Consider the following 13,542-nt stretch of genomic DNA (forward strand, 5'->3'; position numbering starts at 1 on the left):
GTGCTCCACAGGGGCCAGGAGGTCGAGGGCCCTCACGTTCCGTCAGGCCTGGTGCAACTCCTGCATCATCAATGACATCTTCTCCGCGTCGGCCAGGTAGTCCCGGCGGATCATCCTGTCGAGAAAACCCGTGTGGTCGAACACCAGGTCTCGCAGTTTGGCCAATGGATAAGGCAGCCGGTGAAAGACATGGCCCAGTTTCCTGGCAAGCTCCACATGGTGGTTAACGTAGGCGACACGCTGCGCTTCGAACTGGCGCAAGCTCGTACTGATCCGTCCGGCATCGGCAAGGTCCGCTCCCGCAAGCGCCTTACCAAGGAAATAGCCATCTTCGATGGCCATGCCCATACCGTAAGCGGCGTAGGGTGAAACCGGATGCACCGCATCGCCCAGGCAGACCACCCGGCCTTCGCTCCAGCGCTGTAGCGAGGGGCGATTGTAGATATCCCACTTGAAGATCCGGTTTTCCACATCGGTGGACCTGAGCAAGCGAGGCAACGGCTCCGGGAAGTCGCGCAGGATCCTGCCCAGATGGCCGGCAACGTCGGACGGCGCCGGGGCGTTTTCCCGGCAGGGCTCCACGACCCACCACTCGTAGCCCGGCTTGCCGTCGTGGAGCATGGGAAAGAAACTGGCCTGGTATTTGTGCGAGTGGATGATCCTCCCGGTCTGCGGCGCAATACCCTCGACAGGATCGCACCAGGCCAGCCAGACGCGCAGGCCCACATGGAATAGTTGCGGATCGCCGAACAACTGCCGCGACACACCCGAACGAACGCCATCGGCACCGACCAGGATATCGGCATCGACAGCCTTGCCATCCTTGAAGTTCACCGTCACGCCATCGGCCCTTTGCGTGTAATGGTCGAACTCCGAGTCCGGCACCAGCATCCCGTCGGGCATGAGCTCCAACATCCGGGCAAAGGCATTGGATCGCAGCATCCCGTAATGCCAGCCGTTGATTCCGAAGGATTCTTCCACCGAGCGATTGAACGGCAGGCGCGACCGCAAGCGATTCCTGTTATTGCGAAATTCGGTGACGGTAAACGAGCCGAAGTTGTTCAGATCGACACCATAATGGCGCAACACCGCCAGCACCGGCACGCTCAGCAGCACGGCACCTCCCAGCGGCTTCGGCTCTGGCTGCCTTTCATAGACCCGGACATCGAAGCCCTGACGATGCAAGGCCAAGGCGGCCGAAATACCCCCCGGCCCAGCGCCGATCACGGCGACACGTTTCCCCGCACGCCATTGCAAGTTCGAGTCATTGCGCATATCCAGCTACTCCCGTTGTTATTGTCGGGATAGTCTGAAGGCCTGCGCCTGGACAAAAAACGCGTAAATCTCCATATAACCGGATAAATCCTCTTGATTGCGCCCATGGACTTATTGAGCCACTTCCTGTCGATGCTCAGGATCGAATCGACCAGCCTCTCCAGTTGGCACCTCAGGGCTCCATGGGGTGTACAGGTCCGCGACTACCAGCCGGGCTTCTGCTTTATCGTCACCGAAGGCAGCTTCGTGCTGGAAACTGCCGACGGCCAGCGCCTGCATCTCGCCCAAGGCGACATACTGCTGGCCGCCAAAGGCGCCGAGTGTCGCCTGCTGTCGAAACCGGGGGTCGCCACGACCGATCTTCACCAACTGAGGTGGAGTGAATCGCGCTCACCCAGGCTCGACCGCAGTCAGCAGCCCGGGTCGGCGATTTCCGTCGTCCATGGCGGCGACGGCGAGTTGTGTCGTCTGCTCGGATTGGCCTTCAGCATCCAGGGCGGACAGGGCGCATTCATCCTGTCGGCACTGCCGGAGTTCATCGTCTTGCGGGATAACGACGCCAGCATTCTCAATCTGACCCGCCCGGCTATCGAGACCTTGCTGGTCGACGGCAAGCCAGGCTATTACGCAGTCGCCAGGCATATGGCGGAATTGATCATCGTCGGCCTTTTGCGCCACTTCATCCTCACCGACTCCGGTTTCTCGCCAGGCTGGATGAAGGACTTGCAGGACCCATACATCTGCAAGGCCATGCTGGCGATACACGAAAAGCCGGATCATAAGTGGAACGTTCAGCAACTGGCGGCAACCGCCAATCTATCGCGCTCGTCATTCGCCGCACGTTTCAGGCGGCTCGTTGGCCAGTCACCGATCGACTATCTGAATGCATGGCGCATTACCGTCGCAGCCGAGCTGTTGCGCGACAGCAAGGACTCGATAGGGCAAATCGCCGCGACGGTGGGGTATCAATCGGATCGCGTGTTTCGCCAGGCATTCCATGAGCGCATGGGCACGTCGCCCAGGCATTATCGTAATGAGCAGAAGGCTTGAGTGTTCTTTCGACAGGCATGGCGGATACGACTGCAAGTCGCTCAGTTCCTGCTTGAACGGGTCAAACCGAGGTAGCTGAAAAGGGGAATTCGTGAAGGTTTGCGCAGTCCGACCTTAGCTCGACAGTCGGCTCACCATACGCCATGGTCAGCATGTCCTCTATGTCACGACTGGACAGGGCATTCCACCGGTGTTGCCACGCGCGCATGACCAGACAAAACGACAAAGCCCCTGAAACTTCACAGTTTCAGGGGCTTTGACATGTATGGCGGAGAGATAGGGATTTGAACCCTAGGTACCCGCGAAGGTACAACGGATTTCGAATCCGTCCCGTTCGGCCACTCCGGCATCTCTCCAGTGGCGCGCATCATACCAGCACTTTCTGCAAAGGCGAAGCCTTTTGATGAAAAAAATCGCGTGCTTTCAGATGCTTGCGCGAACGTGCCGGTTTACAGCGGCACGCCCAGGCGCTTGGCGACTTCTTCGTAGGCTTCGATGACATCACCGAGGCCCTGGCGGAAGCGGTCTTTGTCCATCTTCTTGCGGGTTTCCTTGTCCCACAGGCGGCAGCCGTCCGGGCTGAACTCGTCGCCGAGGACGATTTCGCCGTGGAATACGCCGAACTCCAGCTTGAAGTCGACCAGCAGCAGGCCGGCGTCGTCGAACAGCTTGGTCAGCACTTCGTTGACCTTCAGCGACAGCGCTTTCATCTTCGCCAGTTGCTCCGCAGTACCCCAGCCGAACGCCACGACGTGGGATTCGTTGATGAACGGATCGCCCTTTTCGTCGTTCTTCAGGAACAGCTCGAAGGTCGAGGGCTCCAGCTTGATGCCTTCCTCGACGCCAAGGCGCTTGACCAGGCTACCGGCGGCGTAGTTGCGCACCACGCATTCGACCGGGATCATGTCGAGCTTCTTGACCAGGCATTCGTTGTCGCCCAGCAGCTTGTCGAACTGGGTAGGGATGCCGGCTTCTTCCAGTTTCTGCATGATGAAGGCGTTGAACTTGTTGTTCACCATGCCCTTGCGGTCGAGCTGTTCGATACGCTTGCCGTCGAAGGCCGAGGTGTCGTTACGGAACAGCAGGATCAAACGGTCGGCGTCGTCGGTCTTGTAAACCGACTTGGCTTTGCCGCGGTAGAGTTCTTCACGTTTTTCCATGATGGGCTCCGCTTGCTAAATGAGAGGGGCTAGACGATTTCGCGCCAGTCGAGCCCACAATCCTGGTTGGCCACTTGCAGCCAGTCCGGGTCGCACCCGAGGGTATCGACGAAACATTGCCGGGCCAGCTGTGGCAGGTTGTTCTTGCTGCTGAGATGGGCCAGCACCAGGTGCTGCAGATTCTCCCATCCCAACTCCGCCACCAGGTTCGCGGCCTGGTGGTTGTTCAAATGTCCGTAGTCGCCACCCACCCGCTGCTTGAGAAACATCGGGTAATGCCCGCGGGCCAGCAGGTCGCGACAATGGTTGGATTCGATCATCAGGGCATCCAGGCCCCGGTAATGCTCCAGCAGCACAGAGTCGTAGCAGCCCAGGTCGGTCAGCATGCCAAGGCGCCTGCGGCCGTCACTGAACACGTACTGCAAAGGCTCCAGCGCGTCATGGGTCACACCCACCGCGCGGATGCTCAGGTCACCCACCACGAAGGTGTCGTTCGCCGCGAGCAGCCCGGTTGCCTCCAAGGGCTTGCGCAAGCCGCGCAAGGTGCCTCGACTCAGGTACACCGGAACATTGTAGCGCCGTGCCAGCAAGCCCACCCCATGCACGTGGTCGGCATGTTCATGGGTTACCAGCACGGCGCTCAGGCTGTCCGGGGCAACGCCGAGCCGCCCCAGGCGCCGCTCGGTTTCACGCAGGGAAAAGCCGCAATCGACCAGCACTCGCGTGTTGCCACTGCTGACCAGCGTGCCATTTCCCTGGCTGCCGCTTCCGAGAACCGCGAAGCGCACTTAACCCAGGTTGTCCTGGATGACGCTCAGCACACGACGGGCCACGTCAGCCGGGGCCACGGTATTGATGTTCTTCTCGACGGTGACCTGCACGCTGTCACCTACCTTGCTCAGGCGTACCTGATAGCGCTCGGCGCGGGCTTCGACCTCTTCCTTGCTCGGCTCGCTGCCGAACATGCGGCTGAAGAAACCAGGCTCGCTCTTGGGCTCGGCTTTTTCGGCAAGGTTGATGTAGTACAGGCCAAGGCTGCGGTTGATGTCTTCGACGCGCCATTCGCCGTGCTCCAGGGCACGACCGACGCTGGACCAGGCGCGATCGAGGTCGGCACCGAGGCTCAGCACCGGGTTGCCGCTGCCGTCCTCGCTCAGGCTGACACGGCTCGGCGCATCGAAATCGCGGGCCGCGAGCAGGGACACCGAACCACCCTTCTCGGCGCTGCGGGTCATGCTGGCGAGCATTTCGTCGACCAGCACCGCGTCGACGCCGGTATTGCTGGAGCGCGCCGGGAAGTCCTGCTCGGCGGTGCTGCCGGCAGGACGCTCGACGGTAACCACGTAGACCTCGCTGGTGTTGCGCTGCACGCCCGGCTCGATACGCACACGGGCACGGATTTCGCTGTCACGGCTGCTGGCGGCGCCGCCCAGGCGATCGGCCATGGACGCGGAAAGCTCGTCGAAACGCTGCCAGGTGGTGTTGAACTCGCCGGTCTGCGGACGCTCTTCGGCAATCCGGAAACCGTTGTCCTCGAAGAACTGCCGGGCCACCGGCCAGGTTTCCGCCGGCGAACGCTGGGCCAGGACCCAGCGCGCGGCGCCGCTCTTCTGCAGGCTGAAATCGCTGACATCGGCGGTAGCCGCCAGCGGCAGCGGACGGGGAACCTCGAATTCGCCCTTGACGGTGTCGTCGGCGACGTTGCGCGGAATCGGCAACAGTGGATCGAGACGCTTGACGTTGCTCGCATCCGGAGGCAACTGCATGGGCGGCTTCTGGGTCGCCTCCAGGTAGTCGCTGCCACGGTCGCGGAAATACCCGTCCTCGCCCCACAACCAGGCGCAACCGCTGGTGCTGGAAATGATCAGGGCAAGGGCGGAAAGACCAGCCAATCGCTTCATGCGGAGTACGTCCTCAATTAAACCAGTACGCCGCACTGGCGCATGGCCTGGCGCAGCGTGTCATGACAGGATGGGCTCAGCCAGGTCAGCGGCAGGCGAATGCCGTTGTCCATCAGCCCCATTTCATTCAGGGCCCACTTCACCGGAATCGGGTTGGCCTCGATGAACAGGTTCTTGTGCAGCGGCATGAGTTTTTCGTTGATGGCCCGTGCGGTTTCGGCATCGCCACGCAGGGCGGCTTCGCACAGGTCGGCCATTTCGCGCGGAGCGACGTTGGCGGTGACGGAGATGTTGCCCTTGCCACCGAGCAGGATCAGCTCGACGGCGGTCGGATCGTCGCCCGAGAGGACGATGAAGTCGTCGCCGACACCTTCGATGATCGCCTTGGCGCGGGCCAGGTCACCGGTGGCTTCCTTGATGCCGATGATGTTCGGCACGCTGGACAGGCGGATCACGGTCTCGGCCAGCATGTCGCAGGAGGTGCGGCCCGGCACGTTGTAGAGGATCTGCGGGATGTCCACGGCTTCGGCGATGTGCTTGAAGTGCTGGTACAGGCCTTCCTGGGTCGGCTTGTTGTAGTACGGCACCACCAGCAGGCAGGCATCGGCACCGGCTTTCTTGGCATTCTGGGTCAGGTGGACGGCTTCGCTGGTGGAGTTGGCGCCGGTGCCGGCAATGACCGGGATGCGGCCGGCGACCTGCTTGACCACGAACTCGATGACCTGGATGTGCTCATCGACGCTGAGGGTCGCCGACTCGCCGGTGGTGCCGACGGCAACGATGGCATGGGTCCCGTTCTGCAGGTGGAAGTCCACGAGTTTGCTGAGGCTGTCCCAGTCCAGACGCCCATGTGCATCCATGGGTGTGACCAATGCCACCATACTGCCCGCAATCATGAAGCTGCTCCTGCCGGAAAAAGAGAGCGGTAATGGTACTGGCGCCATCGGCCTTGCACAAGCGACGCGGGCGCCTGGAGCATTCCCCTTCGCGGCCATTTTCGCTACCCTTCGTCCTTTGATCGGTACACAGCGGCCCGCCGGGCTGCCAACCATGCGTTCCGGCAGGGTCCGCCCCTCGATCCAGAACCCCTGGAGCATGCGAACCAGCCTTTTTCCGCGCGTCAGGTACCGACCGCTCATCGCTTTAGGAATGCTATGTCCACCCCCACCGTCCGCGAACAATTCCTTGTCGTCAGCGCCCTGGGCCCGAGCCCGATGGAGCTGACCAACATCCTCTGCCGCGCCAGCAACGACAGCCGCTGCGCGGTGGTCACCTCCCGCCTGACCCGCCACGGCGAATGCAGCGCGCTGATCCTGCAGATCAGCGGCAACTGGGACGCCCTCGCCCGCTTCGAAGGCGCCCTGCCGAGCCTGGCGAAGAAGCACGGTTTCATCGTCAACGTGGTGCGCAGCACCGAGCTGGAAGTGCGCCCGCTGTCGCTGCCGTACGTCGCCTACGTCAGCGCTGCGTACCGCCCGGACATCATCAACGAGCTGTGCCAGTTCTTCATCGACCACCGTGTCGAGCTCGAGAACCTGACCTGCGACACCTACCAGGCACCGCAGACCGGCGGCACCATGCTCAATGCCACCTTCACCGTCACGCTGCCCGCCGGCACCCAGATCAGCTGGTTGCGCGACCAGTTCCTGGACTTCGCCGATGCACTCAACCTGGATGCCCTGATCGAGCCGTGGCGTCCGCAGAACCCGATGTAAGGAGCCGCCTCATGGCCGTCGAACTCGATAAACCCGTTGCCGACTTCCAGGTCCAGGCCACCAGCGGCCAGCAGGTCAGCCTCGCCGATCTCAAGGGCCGCCAGGTCGTGCTGTACTTCTATCCGAAGGACAGCACTCCGGGCTGCACCACCGAAGGCCAGGATTTCCGCGACCAGCACGCCGCCTTCCAGGCCGCCGGCACCGAGGTGTTCGGCGTGTCCCGCGATGGCCTGAAGTCCCATGAGAACTTCAAGGCCAAGCAGGCCTTCCCCTTCGAGCTGATCAGCGACAAGGACGAAAGCCTTTGCCAGCTGTTCGACGTGATCAAGCTGAAGAAGCTGTACGGCAAGGAATACCTGGGCGTCGACCGCAGCACCTTCCTGATCGACAAGGACGGCGTGCTGCGCAAGGAATGGCGCGGCGTCAAGGTGCCTGGCCATGTGGCCGAGGTACTTGCCGCGGCCGAAGAGCTCAACAAGGCTTGAACAGAAACGGGGCATGATCGACATGCCCTGTTTTCATTTCACGCTGTTCATTTCGCGCTGTTCACTTCATAGCAGCGGCGCCACCGCCGGTTCCCGCCTCGGCCAGGCATCCAGCACGGCCTTGAACAGCGTCGCCAGCGGAATGGCGAAGAAGATTCCCCAGAAGCCCCACAGCCCGCCGAACAACAGCACCGCGCAGATGATCGCCACCGGGTGCAGGCTCACCGCCTCGGAGAACAGCAGCGGCACCAGCACGTTGCCATCCAGCGCCTGGATGATCGCGTACACCGCCATCAGGTAGATGAACTGGTCACCCCAGCCCCACTGGAACAGCGCGATCAGGGTCACCGGCACGGTGACCACCACCGCGCCGACATAGGGCACCACCACCGACAACCCCACCAGCAGCGCCAGCAGGGCCGCGTAATTCAGGCCCAGGGCAACGAAGGCAATGTAGGTGGCCACGCCGCAGATCAGGATCTCGATGCCCTTGCCGCGGATGTAGTTGGCGATCTGCCGGTTCATTTCCTCGGCGACCCGGGTCATCAGTGCGCGCTCGCGCGGCAGGTAGCTGACGACCCAGCGGGCGATGGTCTCGCGGTCCTTGAGGAAGAAGAACACCAGGATCGGCACCAGCACCAGGTAGATCATGACGTTGACCAGCAGCGGCAGGCTGGACAGGGAGAAGGTCAGTGCCCACTGGCCGAACTTGCCGATTTCGCCGCGCATGGCCTCGATGGCCTGCAGCACCTGATCGTCCGACACCAGGTGCGGATAGCGCTCCGGCAGCAACAGCAGCAGCGACTGCCATTTGCCGAGCATGCCCGGCAGTTCGTTGAACAGGGTGATCAACTGGTGCCAGAGCAACGGCACCAGCACCAGCAGGAACACCGCCAGCGCGCCCATGAACAGGGTGAAGACCAGGCCGACCGCGACCTTGCTCGGCACCTTGAAGCGCTCCAGCGCATTGACCAGCCCCTGCATCAGGAACGCCAGGACCATCCCCGCCAGCACCGGCGCGAGCATGCCGCCCAGGGTCAGGACCGCGGTGAAACCGAGAAACAGCAGAACCGCCAGCACCACCGCTTCCTCATCGGAGAAGTAACGGTGCAGCCAGCTGCGAAGCACTTTGAACATCGGAAAGGACTCAGGCCTTTTTTAGCCAGTAGGTGTAGGTCCCGCCTTCGGCGGTTTCGTGAAGCAGGGTATGACCGGCAAGCCTGGCGAAAGTGCGGAAGTCGCGCTGCGAGCCGCCATCGGTGGCGATGACCTTGAGCACTGCGCCCGAAGCCAGGCGATTGAGTTCCATCTTGGCCTTGAGCAACGGCAACGGACAGTTCAAGCCGCTGGCGTCCAGTTCGGCATCGGGATTGGGAATAGCGGTCATTGCAGCACTCCAGAAGAATCGGAACGGGCCGGGCGAGCCGGCAAGCCTCGCAGAATTGCGCCACTGGTCGCAACCGTGCCGGGCGGCTACAGTAAGGCTTTTTGTCGACCAGAGCTCCGTGCATGACTTTTCTGCGCCCTACCCTGCTGACACTGGCCTGCCTGCTGGCGCTTCCGAGCCACGCCGACGACCTGCCGTCACTCGGCGACGCCAGCTCGGCCATCGTCTCGCCGCAACAGGAACACCAGCTAGGCCGCGCCTGGCTGAGCCTGCTGCGCGGCAACGTCAGCCAGTTGTCCGACCCACAGCTCAAGGATTATGTCGAAACCAGCGTCTACAAGCTTGCCGAAACCAGCCAGCTGCAGGACCGCCGCCTCGAATTCATTCTGATCAACAGCCCGGAACTCAACGCCTTCGCCGCCCCTGGCGGAATCGTCGGGGTCAACGGCGGCCTGTTCCTCAATGCCCAGACCGAAGGTGAATACGCCTCGGTCCTGGCCCACGAACTTGCACACTTGTCGCAGCGCCACTTCGCTCGGGGCGTCGAGGCCCAGCAGCGCATGCAACTGCCTATGATGGCGGCCTTGCTCGCCGGCATTGTGGTCGCGGCGTCCGGTGCCGGCGATGCCGGTATCGCCGCCATTGCCGGCACCCAGGCCGCAGCCATCCAGGAACAACGGCGCTTCTCCCGGCAGAACGAACAGGAAGCCGACCGCATCGGCATCCTCAACCTGGAGAAAGCCGGTTACGACCCGCGCAACATGCCGACCATGTTCGAGCGCCTGATGCGCCAATACCGCTTCGACGCCAAGCCGCCGGAATTCCTCCTGACCCACCCGGTTACCGAAAACCGTATCGCCGACACCCGCAACCGCGCGGAACAGGCGCCACCGGGCGGTATCGAGGACAGTGCGCGCTACCAATTGATGCGCGCCCGGGTGCAATTGTTCTATGAAGGCACGCCGGGCCTGGCAGCCAAGCGCTTCCGCGCGCAACTGGACGAAAACCCCAAGCTGGACGCAGCGCGCTACGGCCTGGCCCTGGCGCAGATCAAGGGTGGCCAGCTCAACGAGGCGCGGGAAAACCTCAAGCCGCTGCTGGCCAAGGCGCCCAACGACATCACCTACAACCTGACCCAGATCGACCTGGAGATCACCAACAATCGCCTGGCCGACGCGCAGCAGCGGGTCGATCGCATGCGCCAGTTGTATCCCGGCAACTACCCGCTGAAACAGGTGGCTGCCGACCTGCTGCTCAAGCAGAACAAGCCGGCCGAGGCAGAAAAGGCGCTGGAAGCCCTGGTGAAGGACCGTAGCGACGACCCGGATGTCTGGTATGACCTGGCCGAAGCCCGCGGGTTGTCTGGCAATACCATCGGCCTGCACCAGGCCCGGGCCGAGTTCTTTGCGTTGACCGGGGATTTCGACCAGGCGATCCAGCAACTGGACTACGCCAAGCGGCGTGCCGGTACCAACTTCCAGTTGGCCTCACGGATCGATGCCAGGCAGCGGGACATGCTGGAGCAGCAGCGGATGGTCAAGGATATGATGCGCTGATCTTCAGGGCCTCATCGCTGGCAAGCCAGCTCCCACAGGTATAGCAGTGCTCTCACGAGCGGCGCAGTCACTGTGGGAGCTGGCTTGTCGGACCGGCGCAGTCACTGTGGGAGCTGGCTTGTCGGACCGCCGCACCGCAGCGATTGGAGCAACCGAGGTTCAAGCGTTACCCGACAGTTTCAACCGCGCCGCCGCGGTGAAATCCAGCATCCGCTGCAATGGCCGGATCGCCTGCGGCACCAGCGCCGGCTCGACGAAGATCTCGTTGCTGCCTTCGCGCAGGCATTGCAGGGTGCGCTCCAGGGTGTTCATCGCCATCCATGGGCAATGGGCACAACTGCGGCAGGTCGCGCCGTTGCCCGCCGTTGGCGCCTCGATGAACTCCTTGTCCGGACACAACTGCTGCATCTTGTAGAAGATGCCGCGGTCGGTAGCAACCACGAAACGCTTGTTCGGCATGCGCTGCGCTGCGGCAATCAGCTGGCTGGTGGAGCCCACCGCGTCGGCCAGCTCGATCACCGCCTCCGGCGATTCCGGGTGCACCAGGATCGCGGCATCCGGGTACAGCGCCTTGATATCGGCCAGCTGTCGGGATTTGAATTCTTCGTGAACGATGCAGGCGCCATCCCACATCAGCATGTCGGCACCGGTCTGCTTCTGGATATAGCGCCCCAGGTGCTGGTCCGGCCCCCAGATGATGGTTTCGCCGTTGTCCATCAGGCTTTCGACGATCTCCAGCGCGCAACTTGAAGTCACCACCCAGTCGGCACGGGCTTTCACCGCCGCCGAGGTGTTGGCGTAGACCACCACGGTACGCTCGGGATGCTGGTCGCAGAAGGCCGAGAACTCGTCCACCGGGCAACCGAGGTCGAGGGAGCAGGTGGCTTCCAGGGTCGGCATCAGGATGCGTTTTTCCGGGGTGAGGATCTTCGCGGTCTCGCCCATGAAGCGCACGCCGGCCACCAGTACGGTACCGGCCGGGTGGTTCTTGCCGAAGCGGGCCATCTCCAGGGAGTCGGCCACGCAGCCACCGGTTTCCTCGGCGAGGGCCTGGATCACCGGGTCGCAATAGTAGTGGGCGACCAGCACCGCATCCTGCGCCTTCAGTTCGGCGGCGATGGCGGCACGGTAGTCGGCCTCTTGTTCAGGGGTGAGGGGCTTGGGCTGCTTGGCATCCAGGTGGGCCTGGACCAGAAGGCGTTCGGAAATCTGCGTCATGTTCGCAAGACCTGCAGGCGCTGATGCGCGTAAGTCGAGAGTATCATCGGGCACGGACAAATCGGGTAACAGCTCGACTGTTGCACAGGTGGCAAAGTCCGCTGCGACCTCGGTTTTATGAGTGGCCGAAGGCTACAGACAATCGGATGAATTCTAAAGGCTTTTTTAGCTTGCCAGGCTGGCGGGCGACGCTCGACACAGCGCCCGCGAGCCCGTGTGGTTACTGTGCCGCGCCAGTGAATCCGGCAGTACGCTGCTGGACCAGCGCAGCAAACTGATCGACGGTCATCTTCTGGCCGTTGAAGTCCACCTGGCCGTCGGCGTAGCGCAGTTGCACGAGGATGTCATCTCCCTTGATAGCCGCAAGCTGGCTCTGCGCCGCGATCATCCCGACCATCTCGCCGGAAGCCGAGGCCTGGCGCACTTGCTCGGCGTCCAGCCCTTCGAGCCTGGCGCGCAAGGCCGCGAGGTCGCCGATCATCGGTTTGGAGATCTTCAGATTGGTCTGCAGTGACTTGACCGACTGGGCGAAGGCCTGCTCCAGCGGGACACCTTCCGGGCCCTTGGCGGACAGGTCGAGATCGAGATCGAAGCGGCTTTCGCCGTTGGCAGTCTTGAACGACAGCTCCTGCAGGGTAACCCGTGGACCGCCCGCCAGCAGTTTCAGCAAGGGCGCCTGCAACTGCGGGTCATCCAGCATCAGTGCGCCGGTGTCCGGGGTCAGGCCCAACGCCATGCTTTGCAGTTGCGGCAGGTTCTGCTCGTACCATTGCACCAGGTTGCCGACCGCCTCCGGATTCAGGCGCGCGACATGCCAGGCTACCCGTGCGCTGCCGATGGGGTTCCCGGAAAAGGTGATATCCGCAAGGCTGGCCTGCTGCTGCAACGACAGACCGCTCTGCTCCAGGCGATAGACATCGCGCTGTTCGAACTTGCCGAAACGCAGTGATTGATTGTCGCCGAACGACAGCGAGCTCTCGGCCACGTCCAGGTTCATCGAGCCGACGAAATAGCCGTAGCTGCTCATGGTGAAGTCGGTGGACAGCGCGATGCCCTTGAGCGAGACACTGACCGGGGCTTCACCACCCGTCACCATTGCCACACGGCCCAGCTCACCGCGAAGACGCAACCCCTCGCCTTCGAGCGTCGAATCCATGTCCAGGGTCAGGCCGGAGAACGACAGGGAGGTATCGTCCTCGCCGACGGCTTCGAACGGCGCCAGGCGCAGCTCGTTGCGGATCGCACCGCCGTAACCGACGCTCATGCTGCCTTGCAGCGGTGCTTGCTCGCCGGTCACGGCAAACCAGGGCGCGCTGTCGTCGGTGTTTTCCAGTACGTAGTTGCTCGCAGCCATCACCGGCGCCAGTTGCAGGCGCTTGACCCGCGACCAGGGCAACGGGCCATGCTCCAGCCGGTCCTTGAACTCGAGCTGGAGGTGTTCGCCCTCGGCACCGTCGAGGGTCAGGCGATAGCGCGCCTGGCTGCTGAACACTCCGGAATCCAGGGACAACAACTCGACCTTGCCGCTGCCACTGCCGCTCAGGGCTGCGGCCAATTGCCGGTTGGTCTGCGCCAGCGAGGCCTCGAGCACCTCGGGCAATTGCTTGCCGGTGTACCACGCGATCGAGGTACACGCCGCTCCCGCGACCACCAGCCCGCCGATGACTAACAGTGCTTTCTTCATGAAGTGTTCCAGTTGCTTTCCCTGATTGATTGACCGACTGCCCGGGCGTCCCGCCGCGTATTGCCGGGCAGCGAGATTACCACCCCCGCATCGCACGCTCATACAACTGTC

At 62.7% G+C, this 13,542-nt stretch carries 13 protein-coding genes and 1 tRNA gene; 4 read left to right on the top strand and 10 right to left on the bottom strand.

From position 1 onward, the window contains the following. Positions 1-42: 42 nt before the first annotated feature. Positions 43-1,275, bottom strand: coding sequence for an NAD(P)/FAD-dependent oxidoreductase (locus N7650_RS02190; RefSeq protein ID WP_279896913.1), 1,233 nt, complete (start codon positions 1,273-1,275; stop codon positions 43-45). A gap of 93 nt (positions 1,276-1,368) precedes the next feature. Here N7650_RS02190 and N7650_RS02195 point away from each other — a divergent pair, with 93 nt between their 5' ends. Continuing rightward, complete coding sequence (locus N7650_RS02195) at positions 1,369-2,325, top strand: AraC family transcriptional regulator (RefSeq protein WP_279896915.1); 957 nt, start codon at positions 1,369-1,371, stop codon at positions 2,323-2,325. A 266-nt stretch (positions 2,326-2,591) separates the two neighbouring features. Here N7650_RS02195 and N7650_RS02200 read toward each other — a convergent pair. The 5 genes from N7650_RS02200 to dapA all read right to left on the bottom strand — a co-directional run bounded on the left by N7650_RS02200 (position 2,592) and on the right by dapA (position 6,282). Then, positions 2,592-2,681: transfer RNA gene (locus tag N7650_RS02200), tRNA-Ser, on the bottom strand. 93 nt (positions 2,682-2,774) lie between these two features. Continuing rightward, positions 2,775-3,485 (bottom strand): phosphoribosylaminoimidazolesuccinocarboxamide synthase, encoded by a 711-nt coding sequence (gene purC, locus N7650_RS02205; RefSeq protein ID WP_009399599.1) that lies wholly within the window; start codon positions 3,483-3,485, stop codon positions 2,775-2,777. Between the two features lie 29 nt (positions 3,486-3,514). After that, positions 3,515-4,273, bottom strand: coding sequence for an MBL fold metallo-hydrolase (locus N7650_RS02210; RefSeq protein WP_279896918.1), 759 nt, complete (start codon positions 4,271-4,273; stop codon positions 3,515-3,517). Then, on the bottom strand, positions 4,274-5,386 hold the full coding sequence (gene bamC, locus N7650_RS02215) for an outer membrane protein assembly factor BamC (RefSeq protein ID WP_009399601.1): 1,113 nt from the start codon (positions 5,384-5,386) through the stop codon (positions 4,274-4,276). 17 nt (positions 5,387-5,403) lie between these two features. Beyond that, positions 5,404-6,282, bottom strand: a complete 879-nt coding sequence (gene dapA / locus N7650_RS02220; RefSeq protein WP_009399602.1) for a 4-hydroxy-tetrahydrodipicolinate synthase — start codon at positions 6,280-6,282, stop codon at positions 5,404-5,406. A gap of 258 nt (positions 6,283-6,540) precedes the next feature. On the opposite strand from dapA, the gene N7650_RS02225 reads away from it, so the two are divergent. Both N7650_RS02225 and N7650_RS02230 read left to right on the top strand, forming a co-directional pair. Next, positions 6,541-7,101 (top strand): glycine cleavage system protein R, encoded by a 561-nt coding sequence (locus N7650_RS02225; protein WP_009399603.1) that lies wholly within the window; start codon positions 6,541-6,543, stop codon positions 7,099-7,101. Positions 7,102-7,112: 11 nt separating this feature from the next. Beyond that, positions 7,113-7,586, top strand: coding sequence for a peroxiredoxin (locus tag N7650_RS02230; protein ID WP_009399604.1), 474 nt, complete (start codon positions 7,113-7,115; stop codon positions 7,584-7,586). 66 nt (positions 7,587-7,652) lie between these two features. Here N7650_RS02230 and N7650_RS02235 read toward each other — a convergent pair whose 3' ends face one another. Beyond that, complete coding sequence (locus tag N7650_RS02235; protein ID WP_009399605.1) at positions 7,653-8,723, bottom strand: AI-2E family transporter; 1,071 nt, start codon at positions 8,721-8,723, stop codon at positions 7,653-7,655. Between the two features lie 10 nt (positions 8,724-8,733). After that, a complete protein-coding gene (locus N7650_RS02240; RefSeq protein WP_009399606.1) occupies positions 8,734-8,973 on the bottom strand; it encodes a sulfurtransferase TusA family protein in 240 nt (79 codons plus the stop codon). A gap of 122 nt (positions 8,974-9,095) precedes the next feature. On the opposite strand from N7650_RS02240, the gene N7650_RS02245 reads away from it, so the two are divergent. Next, positions 9,096-10,529 (top strand): M48 family metalloprotease, encoded by a 1,434-nt coding sequence (locus N7650_RS02245; RefSeq protein WP_009399607.1) that lies wholly within the window; start codon positions 9,096-9,098, stop codon positions 10,527-10,529. Between the two features lie 159 nt (positions 10,530-10,688). Here N7650_RS02245 and nadA read toward each other — a convergent pair whose 3' ends face one another. Together nadA and N7650_RS02255 are read right to left on the bottom strand one after the other, a co-directional pair. Further along, positions 10,689-11,747, bottom strand: coding sequence for a quinolinate synthase NadA (gene nadA, locus N7650_RS02250; RefSeq protein ID WP_279896924.1), 1,059 nt, complete (start codon positions 11,745-11,747; stop codon positions 10,689-10,691). 220 nt (positions 11,748-11,967) lie between these two features. After that, a complete protein-coding gene (locus N7650_RS02255; protein WP_279896925.1) occupies positions 11,968-13,431 on the bottom strand; it encodes a YdgA family protein in 1,464 nt (487 codons plus the stop codon). Positions 13,432-13,542 lie beyond the last annotated feature (111 nt).

The organism is Pseudomonas sp. GD04058 (genome assembly GCF_029836855.1).
Taxonomy (GTDB): Bacteria; Pseudomonadota; Gammaproteobacteria; order Pseudomonadales; family Pseudomonadaceae; genus Aquipseudomonas; species Aquipseudomonas bharatica.

Excerpts from the sequence above, each read along its gene's own strand:
- N7650_RS02190 (WP_279896913.1), bottom strand. The coding sequence starts at position 1,275 with ATGCGCAATGACTCGAACTTGCAATGGCGTGCGGGGAAACGTGTCGCC.
- purC (WP_009399599.1), bottom strand. The coding sequence starts at position 3,485 with ATGGAAAAACGTGAAGAACTCTACCGCGGCAAAGCCAAGTCGGTTTAC.
- bamC (WP_009399601.1), bottom strand. The coding sequence starts at position 5,386 with ATGAAGCGATTGGCTGGTCTTTCCGCCCTTGCCCTGATCATTTCCAGC.
- dapA (WP_009399602.1), bottom strand. The coding sequence starts at position 6,282 with ATGATTGCGGGCAGTATGGTGGCATTGGTCACACCCATGGATGCACAT.
- N7650_RS02225 (WP_009399603.1), top strand. The coding sequence starts at position 6,541 with ATGTCCACCCCCACCGTCCGCGAACAATTCCTTGTCGTCAGCGCCCTG.
- N7650_RS02230 (WP_009399604.1), top strand. The coding sequence starts at position 7,113 with ATGGCCGTCGAACTCGATAAACCCGTTGCCGACTTCCAGGTCCAGGCC.
- N7650_RS02235 (WP_009399605.1), bottom strand. The coding sequence starts at position 8,723 with ATGTTCAAAGTGCTTCGCAGCTGGCTGCACCGTTACTTCTCCGATGAG.
- N7650_RS02240 (WP_009399606.1), bottom strand. The coding sequence starts at position 8,973 with ATGACCGCTATTCCCAATCCCGATGCCGAACTGGACGCCAGCGGCTTG.
- N7650_RS02245 (WP_009399607.1), top strand. The coding sequence starts at position 9,096 with ATGACTTTTCTGCGCCCTACCCTGCTGACACTGGCCTGCCTGCTGGCG.
- nadA (WP_279896924.1), bottom strand. The coding sequence starts at position 11,747 with ATGACGCAGATTTCCGAACGCCTTCTGGTCCAGGCCCACCTGGATGCC.
- N7650_RS02255 (WP_279896925.1), bottom strand. The coding sequence starts at position 13,431 with ATGAAGAAAGCACTGTTAGTCATCGGCGGGCTGGTGGTCGCGGGAGCG.